Below are 16,712 nucleotides of genomic sequence, written 5' to 3'. Positions count from 1 at the left end.
TACGCACGCGACAGTCAGCAGCAGCATTCGTAGCAAGGAGGAGTGGGGCGAAGTTGCGATGGCATAGAGAGGGAACAGCTCGGGGCTGGGACCGCTATCAGCACTATCGTACGCTGCGCGCGTACTCAGCCGGAGGCGTGGTCTTCCGCCTGGTTCCTGTACCAGCCCCGCTAGCTCAAAGGCAGCAGCAGTTACAGCAGCAACAACAGCACTACGCCAGACAGCGATCCGTTCAGGGGAAAGCAGTACGCAATTTCAGGGGGCTGGTTGGAAGCGAAGGAATGAGCATTGAGGTGGCCCTTGTCGGTCGTAGCCACCCGGGGATCTGGGTCCTGCCGAAAGGGACGCCGCACACTGGCGAGACGATCGAGCAGGTAGCCTTGCGCGAGGTACAGGAGGAGACGGGCCTGCAAGTGCGCCTGATCGCCTACATCGGCACGATCTCGTATCGCTTCGTGCGCGACCATATCCGCTATCATAAGCAGGTGCGTCATTTCCTGCTGGAGGCCATCGGTGGCGATATCACGCTGCACGATCACGAGTACGACCGTGTGGGCTGGTTCTCCCTGGGTGAGGCCTGCCGTCTCCTGACGTACCAGAACGAGGTCAATATTCTCTACCAGGCGGAGGCTATTCTGCAGCGCTGGCTACAACAGCGGCACCGGCAGGAAGGATCTTGTTAGCCCTATGCAACAGCAACAAGAGCACGTGCGCTATTCCCTGTTTCGGCGGATCTTCTTCCCCTACAGCGGCGGAGAGGCGCTGACGATCAAACAGAGCCTGCGCATCATCATCGCCTGGGCACTGGTTGTCCCCGTGTCCATGACGCTGCTGACGCTCGTCCTGTCCCTGCTCCTCGGTTTCTCTCCGCAACATATCACTCTACTGGTACTCATTACGTTCTTATCAGGTGTGATGGTCTTCGGCCTCTTAAGCCTGGTCGTCATCTCCACGAACAATCGAGCCGCCCAGCTTCGCCAGGAGCGGCAGGCTCGTTTAAGCCAGAGACGCCAGACAGCAGAAGAAGACCGTGGAGGTAGGTATGGATCTTAGTGTTGAGGGCAAATCTGAGCGCATTCCTCCCGGCTCGCACATTTGCCAGCTCTACCGCAAAGTGTCGGAGATTCCTGGTGTGACAGCGCGCCTCCTCCGAGTCGGTCTGACGGCCTCGGAAAAGTGCCTCTTCGCCGCCGCGCCCGCCCAGGTTCAGGAGCTGCGAGAGGAATTAGCCAGTCTGAACGTCGATGTCAATGCCGCGCTCGCCAGCGGACAACTGGTCTTGCACGAGGAGCGGGAGAGCTTCCTCGCCAATGGCTCCCGCTTCGATCCCTATTTCCTGCTCTCCTCTCATCAGACTTTCATCGCCCAGGCGCTGCGCGAAGGCTGGAAGGCCGTGCGCATCTCAATCGACATGAGCTGGCTCACCAGCGACGCGGCGACCCCGGAGCAGATCCTCAAGTATGAAGCAGCCTCTGATGCCGTTTTCACATTCCAGAATGCGCCCATCATCGCCCTGATGCACTATGACCATAACAAGCTGATGCCCGGCCTGGTGGCCGAGCTGCTCAAGCTGCATCCTATCTCCGTGGTCGGGAAATATATCAAACGCAACCCTTACTATCTGAACTCGGAGCAATACATGCTCAAGGTACTGCGCATGAGCCGCGACAAGGACCAGGGACGAGCAAGCTCCTAGTTCTGAAGGTGTCACAGACGTCCAAGAGAGAGGAGATAACATAACACAGAAGAAGAGAGACCGGCAGGAGGCTGCACTGAGGCAGGCGAGACAAGAAAGGGAAGCCGGGCCAGGGAAGAAGGTCTTCAGCAGTGATCGGAAGAGATAGCAGCAGCCGGCACTGCTCCGCCCATCTATCCTTCCCTGCCCGGCTTGTTGGTGCGCAGCTCCCCGGCCCGGCCTGACTCCCGCGCCAGGCACTTCAGGCAGCCCGGTCAGCTCAGCTGAAGAGGCTGCCCAGACCGCCAAAGTTGCTGGTGCCTCCAGCCTGGGGAGACCCCTCATACTGCGGTGGATGGTACGTCATGGACTGAATTCCTACCCGGCCTGGACCAATGAAGCGATTGAGCGTGATCGAGGCACCCGCCATAAACCCACCAATCGCCCCCAGAATACCCCCGACACGCTGCGAGCCAGCCACGGTCGTCACGGTCATCTGGACCGAAGGATCTTTCCAAAGCCAGGCTCCCGGCTCGATATCCAGCGCCTCACCCGGTGCGAGCATCTTCTCGAAGACATTGCCGTAGCCGTGAAGCAACAAGACCCCTTCGCTACCAACAGCAGTAAAACGATCGATAAAGAAGCCTGTACGGCTAAACAGGATATTGGAGATCCCCTGAACAAAGGTAAAGTCGTACTCAATATTGCCGGTAGCGACCAGAAACTGGTGCTCGCGCACCTCGACAGTTTGGCCAGGCTGGAGACGGAGCGCCACAATCTGGCCCACCGAGTCCCGCGAGAAGGCAATATCGCCTGGTCCATAAGCCTCCGTCAGGAAAATCTGCAGGCCGGCAAAGAAGCGACGGGCCGCCCCTTTGAGAGACTTGAAGCCAATTTGAACACCAGGATGCTTCCAGAGCAGAATATGGTGCTCGAAGTAGATGGGCATCTGGCTGCCGAGCATGATATCAACGACCGGAACCAGCTCGCCCTCAATGGAAATGCTCATATCGGCTACCTGAAGGGGGCCGCGCGGGTTGTGCAACTCGGCGCGAGGTACAGCATTGCCAAAGGGGCTGCTGCCATACTCCTCGTACTGATTAGGAGGCACAAATCCCCCTTGAGGAGCACTGTAGGGATCACCTGGGGCACCTGGTGGTACAGGGGACCCGGGCGGCGCGGGTGTTCTTCCCGCCGGCTGTAGCGGCATTCCACAGGTACCGCAGAAACGGACCCCATCGGCGACTTGACTTTGACAACGGGGACAGATCATCACCAAATCCTCCCTGGTGGTAGGTTCACAGAGGTCAGGCGAGAGATAACACGAGCCAGCTTAGCCCCGCGTAGGGGAAGGAGCACCTTGCTCGTTCCTGCCCGGCCTCTCACAACTCACAAAGAGCATCGTAGCACAGCCGTCGCTGTCCTGCTCCCTTGCTTTCTCTCAGATTCGGGCCCCTGGCTATCTATGTGTGCCTTCTGCCACACGCCTCTCTGTTAAGGTATCAGCAGCAGACCAGGCCTCGGGCAAGGTGTCAGCTCAGCCGACAGGCAGGCAGGCAGACAGACAGACAGGTAGACAGGCAGACAAGCGAGCTGATCACTGACAGCAGGCTACTCACACACGGCTGATTCTTTTCTTCGACAGCGCCCTCACCCACTCTCAGAGCAGCGTCACAGTAAACAAGTCCAGGAAGGCAGAGGACACCCCGAATCCACAAAATGACATGCTCTCCTCTGAGAAATATAAACGCAGGGAAAGCCGTGGACTCAAGAACGCATTACCGGGCCGGGCCTGTGTGCCAGATGATAACAGATCTATCCATCCAGCGCAGTTCTTCCCACCAGGCGTAGAGTGGAGAGAGGCCGAGTCAGGAGCAAGAAGGGAAGGTCAAGAAGAAGAAGAAGAAGAAGAACGAGAGGAGGAGGAGGAGAGATCGCCCCAGCTTCACGGGCCACAGATCTCTCCTTTCTCCAGCTTGGCCTGCCATCAGAGCAGAGCTGAGTCAGAGTCGCACACAATGCCAGAGCATAGCAGGAAGCGGAGCGGTTAGGGCCAGCTCTGTCCAGCCTGGAGCCTGGCGTCGTCAGCGGTGCAAGCGCAAGAGGCGCAAACTGAGCCAGCGCCCGCCAAACAAAGGCAAAGAGACCCTCAACCGCGGGCCAACGCGACGCGGGACCGAACAGACAACTGATCTACAGGACCACGAGAAGCCGCTGAGGGTCTCCGCCAGCGACGGCATCTTCAACAGCGACCATCGGCGCGGCAGACAGATGCAAGCCAGAGCAGGAAATAGCCCGCCTACCTGGCATGCGGACAGGCAGCGCGAGGCGCGCTCTCTTCTGACCGTCAGCCATCAGCTCGCGAGCGCAGCGCCAGGTTCTCGTCAGAGTCTCACCGAGTCTCACCGACGGCCAGCAAGCAAGCAAGCTGACCAGGACAGTCGAGCTGGATTGAACCGGGCAAGCTAGAGAACGAAGCTGTCAGCAAGCGGGCTGCGGTTGTTCCCATTCTCCCGCTTCTCGTTCAGATTCACCGACTGTTGGCTACCAGTTTGGCGCATAGGCTGAGAGGGGTAACTGGCATTCTGAGCTGCACTCGGCGTCACAGGAGTGCTCTGGAGATTCTGCAAACTTTGCAGAGCGGCCTGAGACTGAGCCATTGGCTGATCAGTAGCCAGCTGAATGGTCTTTCCCTCGATCACCACGGCGATTCCGATGCCGCGGCGCAGATCGGCGAGCTGGCGGCGCAGCTCGCGGTTCTCGGCCTCCAGGGCCTCCATCAATTTCTTCTGCTCCAGCAGCAGCTGAGCGATGCCTTCGAAACCAGCACTAGCACTGCGTTCCATAGCGGACTCCTCCTGCGTACTCCGTGTACCCAACAATTCTAAGAGCAAAGCACCCATCACAAAGCCACGTCCTCCCAACTTAGTTCGTCCCTAGCAAAGGGACGATCCGATCCCAGATGGCAGCCGCGACCTCCTCCTTCGGCATGACTGGCAGCTCCTCCAAGCCGCCATCGGCGTGGAAGATATAGACCTTATTGGTATCGGAGCCGAAGCCACTATCGGGGCGAGTCACATCGTTGGCGACCAGGAGATCCAGGCTCTTCTGCGCCAGCTTCTGCCGGGCGTAGGAGAGCACGTCATGGGTCTCGGCGGCAAAGCCAACGCGGATCAGGCGGCGTGGGCGAGCAGGCGTTTCCGACGAGCGCGAGAGTGACGACTCAGACACCTCTGCCGGCGGGGCTGGCGCCGGGCGGGCCGCAGCAGCGGTATCCGTCTGTGCGGCAGAGAGGTGTGTGAGTTCCTGCAAGATATCGGGATTGCGCACCAGGCGCAGCGTCAGCACCTCCTCGGCCTCAGCCTGGGCATCAGCGCGCGCGCCCTCATCGGCCCTAAGCTCCTCCTTCTTGATCTTGCGCGGCGCAGGGGCAGCGGGGCGGAAATCGGCCACTGCCGCATTCATCACCAATACATCGGCAGTTGCCACGGCCTGGCGGACAGCCTCCAGCATCTGGAGGGTTGTCTCCACCTCCACAAACTCCGCTCCATAGGGAGGAGTCAGCGCCGTTGGGGCGGAGATCAGCCGCACCTGAGCGCCGCGGGCCAGGGCCTCAGCGGCCAGAGCAAAGCCCATCTTCCCGGAAGAGCGATTCCCCAGGAAGCGGACTGGATCGACTGGCTCGCGGGTACCGCCGGCAGTAACAACGACGCGCCGACCCGCCAGGTCGCCAGTACGGCCTAGCAGCCAGCGCACAGCCCCCAGCAGGACGGGCGTCTCTGGCAGCCGCCCGGGGCCGATCGCCCCGGAAGCCAGATGCCCCACCTCTGGCGGGACCACATGGGCTCCGCGCTCGCGCAGCAGGGCTAGATTCGCCTGGGTCGCCGGATGCTCATACATCTCAGCATCCATCGCCGGAGCCAGCAAGAGCGGGGCCCGTGTGGCCAGGGCCACCGCCGTCAGCAAATTATCGGCGATTCCGTGAGCCAGCTTGGCAATCGTATTAGCCGTTGCCGGCACCACCGCCAGCAGCTCAGCAGCGCGCGCCAGCTCAATGTGCAACTCGGCGGCATGCTCTGCCGCCTGCCACAGATCGCTATAGACGGGCCGATGACTCAGAGCGGCGAACGTCAGCGGACGTACAAACTCTTCAGCGCGCTCCGTCATGATCACATCAACGAGCGCACCCGCCTGCTGCAACTTACTCACCAGATCAGCAGCCTTATAGCAGGCGATTCCTCCGCAAATGCCGACGATAATACGCCTGTTAAGTAACACTTTCCCTGTTGCCCGTCCGCTCGCTCGCTCACTCATTGTTCCCAGAACTGGCCCGGGTGTACCCGGATAAGAACATTGTTACAATAACATAAGGTGAAAAGTGCGATCAAGCAAGATGCCAAGAAGTACCATGCGCCCCTCTTCGCCTTTATGCCCGATATCCTGCCGCCGTTTCTCGCTGTTCCTTGCTATTCCTTCGCTCTCCGCTCTGGTAGAAGAGGAGAGCGAAGAGCGCCTCGCGTCATCTGGCGCGGGATCTATGAGGGTGACGAATCAGTTGTCTCCAGATCAGCTAGCGCCGCACATCCTTGCGTCTCAGGAAGTAGGCGATCAGCAGGGCGAGAATGACGATCATCAGCGCCAGGGCAAACCAGGTCAAGAGCAAATGGAAGACTGCCTCAGCCTGGCTATGACCGTCGTAAGTCGGGAAGAGCGTCCCATGATAGGAGAAGCCGTCGGCCCCCAACTTATCGCCATGCAGCCCGATCGAGGAGCCGAGAGCTGCCATCGCCCAGCGAGCGGCAAAGAAGGCCCCCAGAAATTGCAAGAGTGGTCCCTGAAGGGAGAAGATGATTCCCGAGAAAATGACCTGGGGAATAAGCACAATTGGGACGAAGCTCATCGCCCGGTCATTGTTGGGGGCAATAGCCGAGATGGTCAGTCCCAGCATGAGGCCTGCCAGCGAGGTAAGGGCCATAGTAATGTAGATCTCCAGTCCGACAGGCAGGAAGATCCCCTGATGGAAGGGAGCCTTCAGGTTGACCATCACCACCAGCACCAGGCTCTGCAACAGACAGAGCAGGCCCAGCACGGCGATTTTGGAGAACATATAGGGAATGATGCCCAGGTTCACTGCCCGCTCGCGCCGATAGATGGGTGCCTCTTTGACGATCTCGCGCGCCCCATTGATGCAGCCGAACATGACAGCGGCAAAAGCCATGATGAAGAGGATCTTCTGCGCATCGCCGCCCGAGCCCGGAGTAATATAGTAGTTCAGCGCCTGGTCCTCGGTCAGCCCTTTCTGCGCGAGTAGGGCCTGACCCTGGGGTGTCTGCAAAGCATTCACCACGTTCTGGCAGTCATATTTGTTGCCATTAGGCACCGTGATCGGAATAGCAGGCAGGCCCGACGGCGGCGGATTCGTCTGACAATTGGCGATACTGCTCGAATCAAAAGTGCCGTGCCCGGCCAGGAAGAAGAGGATCAGGCCGATCACCGGCGCCTGTAGGAGCAGAATGAGCAGGTTCCCAACGTCGTTCTTGAGCAATTCCAGGTAACGGAAGGAGAGCAGCCAGAACTGCCGCCAGGGATTGCCACGCTTCGGCGGTTTGACAGCGGCAGTCTGAGTAACCGGCTGATTAAGGCGGCTCGCCGGGCCCGTGCTCAGCGGCATGGCCACATACTTCTGATAATCGGCTGACTGCTTAAAGCGCTCTGCTGCCTGCTGGGGCACGTTGGGATTGTCGTCGGTTGGTTCCAGGAGACTGTAGATTTCCGCGAAGTCGCTGCGCCCAAAGAACTGTTTGGCCTCCTCAGGTGGCCCAAAATAGGCCAGATAGCCGCCCGGGGCCAGAAAACAGATATAGTCACAGACATTGATATTGGTCGTCGCATGTGTCACCAGAATAATGGTGTGGCCCTTATCAGCCAGGCGACGCAGCAGCAGCATCATCTTGCGGTCCAGCCCGGGATCAAGCCCCGAGGTCGGCTCATCCAGGAAGAAGACGCTGGGATTCGCCAGCAGCTCCATTGCGATCGAGACGCGCTTGCGCTGGCCGCCGGAGAGCTTGCTCACCAGGAGATGGCGTCGGTGAGTCATCTCGACGTCTTCCAGCACCTCTTCGATGCGCTTCTGAATCTGCTCGTGAGTGAAATCTTCAGGCAGGCGCAATTTGGCGGCGTAGTAGAGCACACGCTCCACCGTCAGGTCACGATGGACAATGTCATCCTGGGGGACATAGCCCAGCTGCGTACTGAAGGCGGCCAGGTTCTTGTAATAGTCCTGCCCGTTGTAGAGGACCAGCCCCTCTTCAGCTGGTCGCAACCCGTTGAGAGCATCCATCAGCGTCGATTTTCCGGCCCCCGAGCCGCCGACCACGGCGACGAATTTGCGCGGCGGAATCACCAGCGAGATGTCTTGCAGGAGCAGCATGTGATGTGTACCGTAGCGCTTCAGATGCAGAGCATCGATGCGAATGCTGCGGCTCTCGTCGTGCTGCGTCAGTTCCGTACCGGTATAGACCAGTTTGAAGGGGCCGATGCGAATCTCGTCGCCGGGCATCAGGAGGCGCTGACCCACGCGCTGCCCGTTGACATAGACATGGTTGGTACTGCCAAGATCGACGATGCGATAACTGCCATCGGCCAGGCGCTCCAGACGAGCATGATGGCCCGAGACCTGGGGATGGCTGAGCACCAGCATGTTATCGCGATGGCGCCCGATTGTGATGACAGGCGCCCCCAGGGGGACCGGATGGATCTCGGGCAGCATCTCCTGTATCTGGCCGCTGCCATCGTTGTAGGCCAGCGTGACCAGGGTACCATGCTCATCACCAATGCGGAAAATATCACCGCGCTCTAGCGGCTTGCGAAACTGCTCGTCGCCGCGAATCCGTTGGCCACGATAGAGCAGGCCGTTGAGCGTTCGCCCGCGCGCCGGATGCGGGTGCACAATATAGGGCTGATTGCCATCAAAGACGATCTGGGCATGGAAGGCCGAGATGATCGGCTCCGGAATGACAATATCGTTGGAGGGATCACGCCCAATGTTGATGACCGGCTTATTGAGTGGATAGATCAGCTTTTCCTGCCGTACGTTGCTGCTGATCTCCAGCGACGGCACGCCCTGGGCCTGGGGAGCCCCTGCACTCCCACCTGCCATCGCTGCCAGCTGGGCCTTGAAGAGTTCGGAATCAACACGCTCAGTTCCCCCTTCACCTGTCACCGGTACCGCTCCGGCAGGCACTGCGCCCGGCCCTGGGACTGGCGTGGGCGTCGGCGCCACCACTGGCGGCGGCTGTGGCTGCCTGACCTCCCCAGCGCCTGCTCTTCCTCCGCTCGCAACCGGCGAGACTCTCTCAGCACTTCCACCACTGCCACTGCTACCTCCCGCTTGCCCTGCCGCTAGTAGAAAGAGAAAGGTAGTTCCTGGCCCAAGCCCAATCGTGTCTCGATCATGTATGGTCTCCCGCTGCACCTGTCGCTGGTTAACGATCAGCGTATTTTGAGGACTCAGCTTCTCGATGATCCAGGTCCCGTTCTCGCAGAGCAAACGAGCATGCTGGCGCGAAACCGTCGGATCGGAAATCACGATATCGTTGCTCGGCTCGCGCCCAAGGGTCGTGACCGTTTTGGCGATTTGCACCGTCGTGCCCGCCAAGGGGCCTGTCAGAAAACGCAGGGTGGCCAGGCCCGGCGAACTGTTGACAGCATCCATGATCTTCCCCGGCTCCTTCTCTTAACTACTTGATCTCGCTGCAGTCTCTTCTTACTCATTTCTGGATGAACACTCGCCAGCCATTATAGCGGAGCAGACCAAGCATAGCAATTGGCTCCTCCATTAAGGGGCTTCTCCTGGAATAGAGCCGGAAACCAGGACGAGAGGGATAAAGGCAGTGAACAATACCCACCCATGCCTTTGCCAGGTCCCTCACGATTGCTGCGCCAACGCTCTGCAGCCGACTTCCACCGATGGCCAGAATGCCCCTCCGACCCCATTCATTCACAGGATTGAACGCGGCACTCAGGACATTCTGGAGGAGAATCTAGGCAGCGATGAGGAGAGGATGCCCAGCTACGACCAGCTCCAGAACAGTCGCCGATGCTGGCCTGGCCCAGAGACCAGTGATCAAACGACAGCGCCACAGGCCTGGCTCAATCCAGCGACTGCGCCTCTTCTACTACGTAACCAGCAGCTCGCAGACGCTCTAGCAGCTGCTCACACTGCGCCCGATCGCGCGTCTCCAGCGTCAGCGTCTCTTCGCGCTGCATGATGGGAAGATGGCTTGATATGCGCTGATGGCGCACGTCGATCACGTTGATGCGCATATCGGCGATGATACCCAGGAAGCGCATCAACTCGCCTGGACGATCTTCCAGGCGGGTATGGATCACAAAATAGCGACCGGCGGCGGCCAGGCCGTGCTCGATGAAGCGGCCCACGAGGTTGATGTCGATATTACCGCCCGTAAGAGGAACCAGCACCTTTTTGCCCGGCAGTTTGACGGTACCACTCAGCAGAGCTGCCACGCCGGCAGCGCCCGCTCCCTCGACCAGCATCTTGCAGCGCTCCATGAGGAAGAGGACCGCGCTGATAATCGCCTCGTCGTCAACCAGGACCACGTCATCGACCAGGCGCTGGATGACCGAGAAGGTCAGCTCGCCGGGCCGCTTGACCGCGATACCATCGGCCACCGTTGTAATTGCGGGCAGCTCCAGCGGTTTGCCCGCATCAAGCGAGCTGCGACAGCTAGGGGCGCCCGCGGCCTGCACGCCGATAATCGTAATATTGGGACGCAAAGCGCGAGCAGCGATGGCAATGCCAGCAATCAAGCCTCCACCGCCGATGGGGACCAGGATGGCATCGGCATCGGGGAGATCGCTGAGCATCTCCAGGCCAAGCGTTCCCTGACCGGCGATGATATCGGGATCATCAAAGGCATGGATAAAGGTAGCCCCCGTCTGCTCCCGCAGCTCCAGGCAGCGCTGATAAGCATCATCATAAGTAAAGCCATGCAGCACCACCTCGGCCCCATAGCCCTGGGTTGCCATCACCTTGGCCAGGGGAGCGGTCTCTGGCATCACAATTGTACAGGGGATCTTATGCTGGGCCGCGGCAATGGCCACGCCCTGAGCATGGTTGCCGGCAGAGGCCGCAATCACGCCGCGTTGATAATCCTGCTCGCTCAGACGTGAGAGCTTAAAGCTCGCCCCACGCACCTTAAACGAGCCAGAGCGCTGCATATTCTCGGCCTTCAAATAGACCTCGGCCCCGGTCATCTCTCGAAGCGTGCGCGAGGGGGTTAACGGAGTATGGTGCAGCAACGGTTTCAGGAGCTTATACGCCTCCCAGATATCGGCGATCGTCACGGGGAGAGCTGTAGAGGACGACAGGACAGCAGCAGGAGTGGCCGAAGGCGTTCCTCCCCTATCTGCGGGCTCGCCGGTACCGGTGGCATGATCATCGTTCACAACACGCATAGGTAGCGCAGTTCCTTTCACAGAATGTTGGACCTGACCACAGCACTGTGGCTGGTTCCTTCCTTCTCTCCCTGGCCTCTCTCCTCTCTCGACCTTACCTTCCCTCTGCCCTCAGCGCGGCGTTGCGCTGGAGCGCGAGCGACTGATCTTCTCCCTCCCAAGCACAAGCCAACCGCTGTCTCGCCAGATTGACCGGTCTGCCTGCTTCCTATCAGCTGTTGACGGGTCAGGCTCGCCTGCCACTCATTTCTCCTCCTCCGAATTGGGGCTATTATAGCGCAGCGCTAGCGTGAAGCGCAAGAGGATACGGGGAGAGAGCCAGGCCTGTCCCGAGGCCCGGCGGTCCTGCGGCAGCCGGACAGAGTGCGGCGCGGCAGAGGGCCGCTCATCGTCCTTTCACCAGGCTCCAGCCGGCATTGCGAGCGAGCCAGCCAGCGAATAAGCGAGACGAGTGGACCCGTGCCGCGCCGTTCTACAGCGTGACGTTATCCCTCAACTGCGGAAGATCTTCACGCGCCGATTCGGCTCCTTGCCCCGACTACGCGAGAACAGGTTATAGCGGCTGGCGAGCTGATGCTGTAGCCGGCGCACATAAGCATTAGCGGGGGCCAGCTCGGCGGCAGTCAGCCCATTGTTCAAGAGGCGATGAATAGCGTCCTCTGCCTCCAGGAGAGCGCGCCGAGTCTCCTCATCCTGAGCCAGTCCAGCTAGCGAGCCAGACGAGCCGGAGCCGCCCTCGTCATCCTCCTCCTCGGGGAGGGCGAAGATGCGCGCCAGGGCATGCTGCATTTGCGCCACCGTATTATTCTTCAGAATAATAATCGTCTTCTGATCATCGGCGGCTTGTTGCAAGCGCTCGGGCTGACGGCGATAGTAATTCTTGAGTGTGATAACGGCATTGGCCTCATTCTCATTCTTCGTAATGATCACAGGCACCCCGAGCTGGCGAGCAGCCTGTTCCAGGCGATCGCGATTGACCCCGAAGGGGTAGATGCGGATCGGCTGGGGAGGAGAGGGAGCGACGGCTTGCTGAGCCTCCTCCTCGGTTGCCAGAACCTCCTCCGAGGTCAAAGCTGGCGCGGTATTGCTCAGGGTCACCAGGCCGGAGGGCGAGCGGCGCAGGTTGGCCGCCAGGCCGCTGGGCGCGAGCGCTGGGAGCGGCGACTGCCCGTTGCGGCGCAAAGGATCAGCCGTGGCGACGTCGCGCCAGGTCGCCTGGCCGATTTGGCGCAGATTGTTCCAGCCGCCCGCCGAGCGGTCGAAAGGGAGGTAGCCCCCCTGGCGTCCGGCGAACGAGCCGGAGCCGCCGCCCCAGGCTGGCAGCTCCATGCCGCCGATCGTCACGCGGCGCACTGAGACCCGTCCTGTCTCCTCATCGCGCGTCCGCACTTCGGCAATCACCGGCTGGCCGCGCAAGAGATTGTCCACCGTCTCCGCCACATCGCGATGAACGATCAGCTCCTGCCAGCTTTGCTGCTCCACGACCACATCGAAGGTTGGCGGAGCCTTACGCTCCAGGATGCTCTTCTGCGTATGGCGGCGGCGAGCCTCCTCATCACCGAGCGTCACCGTCTGGATACCGCCCACCAGGTCGGAGAGCGTCGGGTTGACCAGCAAGTTACTCAACGAATTGCCGTGCGCCGTTGCAATCAGCTGGACGCCACGCTCTGCGATCGTGCGCGCCGCCTGCGCTTCCAGCTCCGTACCAATTTCATCGATCACGATCACCTGGGGCATATGGTTTTCCACAGCCTCGATCATGACCGCATGCTGCATCGAGGTATGAGCCACCTGCATCCGTCGCGCGCGCCCAATGCCGGGATGAGGGATATCGCCATCGCCGGCAATCTCGTTGGAGGTATCGACCACCACCACTCGCTTATTAGCCTCATCGGCCAGTACGCGAGCGATCTCGCGCAGCAGCGTCGTTTTGCCTACGCCCGGGCGACCAAGGATCAGAATCGACTGGCCCTGCTCGACGATATCGCGGATCAGGGCAATGCTGCCTAACACCGCGCGGCCAATGCGGCAGGTCAGACCGACTACACGCCCCTTCCGATTGCGCAAGGCGCTGATGCGGTGGAGTGTGCGCTCGATGCCAGCGCGGTTATCATCGCCGAACTCGCCGATGCGTTCGACTACGTATTCGAGGTCGGCATAGGTGATAGGCTGGTCGCTCAGGATCACCTCTCCATCCGGGAAGCGGGCCTCGGGCAAACGCCCCAGGTCCATTACGATCTCTAGCAGCTCACCGCGGTTCTCCAGGCGGTCGACCGCTTCGTGGATGCTGGGAGGAAGAGCCTCCAGCAGAGCCTCCAGATCGTCAGTGATCGCATTGTGCATAGACAGTTTAATCACCTCATAGTCTGGCGTGAGTTGGCCGTACCCAGACCCTTCACGCCATAGATTACTCGTTGTTCTAATGCAGGAACGACGCGCTGTCTCACAGCCAGATAGGCCATGTGGCGCACAAGCAAGACTCTGGTGGTTTTTGGCGCAAAGCCGCTGGCGCGCAGGGCATTGATAACGGCGCCCTCATACTCGCGCACCTGACAATAGATGGGGCGCCTGTCGCTCTCCAGCAGACGCTGGCAGGCGAAGCGAACGAGCGGCTCAGCCAGATCGGCATACTCTGGGTGAACAATCAGCGAGAGCTGATGCGGCCTTGTGCCACGCCCCCGGCGCAGCTGAAGCCAGGCGCCCAGACGTACCCCCACGTCACAGACGTAGGTCTCGCACCTGCGTCCAAGCGGCAGGAGTCCTGAACGCTGCGAGCCGACGAGCAGGCGGGCATACTCTTCACTATTCTCCAGCAACTCGGCCATCTGCACCCGTTGGGGCGTAGCGGCACGATAGAGCTGGTGCAGACCCCAGACATGATGACGGCTCCAGCGCTGCAACGAGGCCAGCTCCTGCAGGCGCTCGGCTGGAGTGGGGCTGAGGATTAGCCCGGGGGAGGGCTGCCTGGTTTTGGGTGAGGCGTTCACCTCTTCTTCGCCGGGCACAGCAGCCTCGTTTTCTTCCTCCCACCCCCAGACATAGGTGAATTCGCGCGTATAGCGCTGGAAGCCGCTGCGAGCGAACAGCTCCAGTTCCGGCAGCGCCTCCTCGACCCTGGCGAAGACGCGGAGGACGCCGTGGGAGGCAGCCATCTCCAGGACGTAGTCAAGCAGGGCAGTGAGGATGTCCTCGCCGGAGAAGGCGCTTTGGAGCATTGAGGCCAGATAGGTCAGCTCCCACATCGTTCCCGATGGGCGCTCGCGTACCTGGGCGAATCCTAAGATGCGCCAGCGATCTTCACACAGCCAGGTACGTGCTACCGGATCGAGAGGAAAGATATTGCGCAGGAGAGGAGGCCATGAAGCACGGTGCTCTACCGGTTCCAGCCAGCACACGAAGTTCGCCAGTGCGCGCTGTCGCATGCGGGCGCGCCGATCTAATGCGTAGATGATTCCCGGTAGGTCAACATAGGGTACCGGTCGTATCATCAGTGCTCCTGCGCCAAGCAGAGGCAGATCTCTATACTTCGTCCACGCTCAGTGGCGCGTGCCAAGCCCCGCACCCGTCTGCTCGGTCCCTGTTCTCTCGCCGTCGAGCGACCCTGCGTCTCTGGTTCTCTGTCGTCTGGCAAGGAACGGGTAGCGGGGCCTACCGCCTGGTCGCGTCGCCACGCCTCTACTTCCGAACGCTCTGTACTAGGCGGAGAAAGTAATGATGGAATCGCGGATCTCTGGAAACCTCCGGGTGAAAAGCGGTACCCAGCCGGTTGCCTTCGCGGACAGCGACGATGGTTCCATCATCGAGCGTTGCCAGCACCTCTACACCCGGGCCGACTTCCGAAACGGCTGGCCCGCGAATGAAAAAGGCATGAAACGGTGCTTCACCCAGCACGGGTATCGACAGATCAGTTTCAAAACTTTCCCGCTGACTACCGAACGCATTACGACGGACAGTGATGTTCATCACAGCCAGCAAGGGCTGGCCTTCCAGAGCATTGTCCGTCTTTTTGGCCAGCAGAATCAAGCCGGCACAGGTTCCCCAGACGGGGAGGCCCTGCTCAATCAAGGCTTTCAGCGGCCTATCGAGGCCATAATCAATCATCAGCTTGCCGATAGTGGTGCTCTCCCCACCGGGTATTATTATACCATCTAAATCGGTCAGATGCTCAGGGAGTTTTACGGCGCGTGTTGCCACGCCCAGCTTTGAAAGCGCCTTCAGATGCGCTTCAAAATCTCCCTGGAGAGCCAGCACACCGATCAGCGGTCGTTCCTGTCCATTGTGGATCATCGTCTACGTGTGCGGTGCCCGGTCACCACAATCTTCCGTTGCACCGCCCCCTCCTTCCTTCGTTGTGCTGCAGACACTCTCTGATGAGAGAGAACACCTACGACCGTCGCTTTTCATCCCGCCGCAAAAAGAGGCTCCGCCGACCCGCCTCGGTCTGCTGCAGGTGAGGCGAAGAGCCGGCGGAGCGGGCGAGACAATCCAGGCCCAGGTAGCTCTCTCTTCAACAGCTACCAGCCGCGGCGGGCCATCAGCTCCTGCTCAGGCAAGGTATCGAGATTGATACCCACCATTGGCTCGCCCAGGTCGCGCGAGACCTCAGCCAGGATCTGGGGGTTATCGAAATGGGTGGTTGCGCGCACAATGGCGCGGGCTCGCTTGAGTGGATTGCCGGATTTGAAGATACCAGAGCCGACAAAAATGCCTTCTGCGCCCAGACGCATCATGAGCGCAGCGTCTGCCGGGGTAGCAATGCCGCCCGCCGAGAAGTTCACTACGGGCAGTTTGCCGGTGCGAGCGACCTGACAGACCAGCTCATAGGGGGCGCCCAGGCGCTTGGCCTCGGTCATCAGCTCTTCCTCGGGAAGCATCTGCAGGCGGCGGATGCCATCCTGGATGGCGCGCATATGACGCACCGCCTCCACTACATTACCGGTGCCGGCCTCACCCTTGGTGCGGATCATGGCTGCTCCCTCTCCGATCCGACGCAGGGCCTCGCCCAGGTCACGCGCGCCGCAGACGAAGGGCACCGAGAACAAATGCTTATTGACATGGAACTGCTCGTCGGCAGGCGTGAGCACTTCCGATTCATCAATGCAGTCAACGCCAATGGCCTGGAGGATCTCCGCCTCGACGAAGTGGCCAATGCGGCACTTGGCCATGACGGGAATGGTCACAGCTTCTTTGATACGAATGATCAATTCGGGGTCGGTCATGCGGGCAACGCCGCCTTGAGCACGAATATCGGCAGGAACCCGCTCCAGGGCCATGACCGCGACGGCCCCGGCCTCCTCCGCGATCTTGGCCTGCTCGGGATTGACAACATCACAAATGACGCCGCCTTTGAGCATCTCAGGGAAGCTGCGCTTCACATCAACCGTTCCGACCGTTCTCTGCTCCATAGCTGATCATCTCCTGCGGTCTTGTCTGAACATCTGGTCTCCATTGTAGCACATTGGCGGTTGGCTCACACCAGCCAATTCAAGCAAAGGAGGTCAGCCAGTGGGAAGAGGAGCGGATCGACGAGAGGAAAAGGCACGGTCTCCATCGCTACGCT

Annotated in this window: 12 protein-coding genes; 3 read left to right on the top strand and 9 right to left on the bottom strand. The window is 60.3% G+C overall.

Annotated elements, in window-relative coordinates; all coding sequences use genetic code 11:
* Positions 1-53: 53 nt before the first annotated feature.
* The 3 genes from A4R35_RS14535 to A4R35_RS14525 are packed head-to-tail and all read left to right on the top strand — an operon-like array spanning position 54 to position 1,696.
* Positions 54-683, top strand: coding sequence for an NUDIX hydrolase (locus tag A4R35_RS14535; protein ID WP_112430565.1), 630 nt, complete (start codon positions 54-56; stop codon positions 681-683).
* A gap of 4 nt (positions 684-687) precedes the next feature.
* Positions 688-1,053 (top strand): hypothetical protein, encoded by a 366-nt coding sequence (locus tag A4R35_RS14530; protein ID WP_112430563.1) that lies wholly within the window; start codon positions 688-690, stop codon positions 1,051-1,053.
* Positions 1,043-1,696 (top strand): MEDS domain-containing protein, encoded by a 654-nt coding sequence (locus A4R35_RS14525; protein WP_112430561.1) that lies wholly within the window; start codon positions 1,043-1,045, stop codon positions 1,694-1,696. Before A4R35_RS14530 ends, A4R35_RS14525 begins: the two co-directional genes overlap by 11 nt.
* A gap of 259 nt (positions 1,697-1,955) precedes the next feature.
* Here the strand turns inward: A4R35_RS14525 and A4R35_RS14520 are convergent, their stop codons facing one another.
* The 9 genes from A4R35_RS14520 to pdxS all read right to left on the bottom strand — a co-directional run bounded on the left by A4R35_RS14520 (position 1,956) and on the right by pdxS (position 16,557).
* Positions 1,956-2,948 (bottom strand): AIM24 family protein, encoded by a 993-nt coding sequence (locus A4R35_RS14520; protein ID WP_112430559.1) that lies wholly within the window; start codon positions 2,946-2,948, stop codon positions 1,956-1,958.
* 1,192 nt (positions 2,949-4,140) lie between these two features.
* Positions 4,141-4,521 carry a hypothetical protein gene (locus A4R35_RS14515; protein ID WP_112430557.1) on the bottom strand — a complete coding sequence of 127 codons (381 nt, stop codon included), beginning with the start codon at positions 4,519-4,521 and terminating at the stop codon, positions 4,141-4,143.
* 79 nt (positions 4,522-4,600) lie between these two features.
* Positions 4,601-5,989 carry a bifunctional phosphopantothenoylcysteine decarboxylase/phosphopantothenate--cysteine ligase CoaBC gene (coaBC, locus tag A4R35_RS14510; RefSeq protein WP_112430555.1) on the bottom strand — a complete coding sequence of 463 codons (1,389 nt, stop codon included), beginning with the start codon at positions 5,987-5,989 and terminating at the stop codon, positions 4,601-4,603.
* 256 nt (positions 5,990-6,245) lie between these two features.
* Positions 6,246-9,389 (bottom strand): FHA domain-containing protein, encoded by a 3,144-nt coding sequence (locus A4R35_RS14505; protein ID WP_112430553.1) that lies wholly within the window; start codon positions 9,387-9,389, stop codon positions 6,246-6,248.
* A 437-nt stretch (positions 9,390-9,826) separates the two neighbouring features.
* Entirely contained in the window at positions 9,827-11,152 is a 1,326-nt protein-coding gene (gene ilvA, locus A4R35_RS14500; protein ID WP_112430551.1) for a threonine ammonia-lyase, read from the bottom strand.
* Between the two features lie 492 nt (positions 11,153-11,644).
* Entirely contained in the window at positions 11,645-13,495 is a 1,851-nt protein-coding gene (locus tag A4R35_RS14495) for a R3H domain-containing nucleic acid-binding protein (RefSeq protein ID WP_112430549.1), read from the bottom strand.
* Positions 13,496-13,506: 11 nt separating this feature from the next.
* Entirely contained in the window at positions 13,507-14,640 is a 1,134-nt protein-coding gene (locus A4R35_RS14490; protein ID WP_112430547.1) for a hypothetical protein, read from the bottom strand.
* Between the two features lie 187 nt (positions 14,641-14,827).
* Positions 14,828-15,439, bottom strand: a complete 612-nt coding sequence (gene pdxT / locus A4R35_RS14485) for a pyridoxal 5'-phosphate synthase glutaminase subunit PdxT (RefSeq protein ID WP_112430545.1) — start codon at positions 15,437-15,439, stop codon at positions 14,828-14,830.
* 227 nt (positions 15,440-15,666) lie between these two features.
* On the bottom strand, positions 15,667-16,557 hold the full coding sequence (pdxS, locus tag A4R35_RS14480) for a pyridoxal 5'-phosphate synthase lyase subunit PdxS (RefSeq protein ID WP_112430543.1): 891 nt from the start codon (positions 16,555-16,557) through the stop codon (positions 15,667-15,669).
* Positions 16,558-16,712: the final 155 nt, after the last annotated feature.

It is taken from the genome of Thermogemmatispora tikiterensis, from assembly GCF_003268475.1.
GTDB classification, from domain to species: Bacteria; Chloroflexota; Ktedonobacteria; order Ktedonobacterales; family Ktedonobacteraceae; genus Thermogemmatispora; species Thermogemmatispora tikiterensis.
This window is presented reverse-complemented; position numbering and strand designations above follow the sequence as displayed.

Excerpts from the sequence above, each read along its gene's own strand:
- A4R35_RS14530 (WP_112430563.1), top strand. The coding sequence starts at position 688 with ATGCAACAGCAACAAGAGCACGTGCGCTATTCCCTGTTTCGGCGGATC.
- A4R35_RS14525 (WP_112430561.1), top strand. The coding sequence starts at position 1,043 with ATGGATCTTAGTGTTGAGGGCAAATCTGAGCGCATTCCTCCCGGCTCG.
- A4R35_RS14520 (WP_112430559.1), bottom strand. The coding sequence starts at position 2,948 with ATGATCTGTCCCCGTTGTCAAAGTCAAGTCGCCGATGGGGTCCGTTTC.
- A4R35_RS14515 (WP_112430557.1), bottom strand. The coding sequence starts at position 4,521 with ATGGAACGCAGTGCTAGTGCTGGTTTCGAAGGCATCGCTCAGCTGCTG.
- coaBC (WP_112430555.1), bottom strand. The coding sequence starts at position 5,989 with ATGAGTGAGCGAGCGAGCGGACGGGCAACAGGGAAAGTGTTACTTAAC.
- A4R35_RS14505 (WP_112430553.1), bottom strand. The coding sequence starts at position 9,389 with ATGGATGCTGTCAACAGTTCGCCGGGCCTGGCCACCCTGCGTTTTCTG.
- ilvA (WP_112430551.1), bottom strand. The coding sequence starts at position 11,152 with ATGCGTGTTGTGAACGATGATCATGCCACCGGTACCGGCGAGCCCGCA.
- A4R35_RS14495 (WP_112430549.1), bottom strand. The coding sequence starts at position 13,495 with ATGCACAATGCGATCACTGACGATCTGGAGGCTCTGCTGGAGGCTCTT.
- A4R35_RS14490 (WP_112430547.1), bottom strand. The coding sequence starts at position 14,640 with ATGATACGACCGGTACCCTATGTTGACCTACCGGGAATCATCTACGCA.
- pdxT (WP_112430545.1), bottom strand. The coding sequence starts at position 15,439 with ATGATCCACAATGGACAGGAACGACCGCTGATCGGTGTGCTGGCTCTC.
- pdxS (WP_112430543.1), bottom strand. The coding sequence starts at position 16,557 with ATGGAGCAGAGAACGGTCGGAACGGTTGATGTGAAGCGCAGCTTCCCT.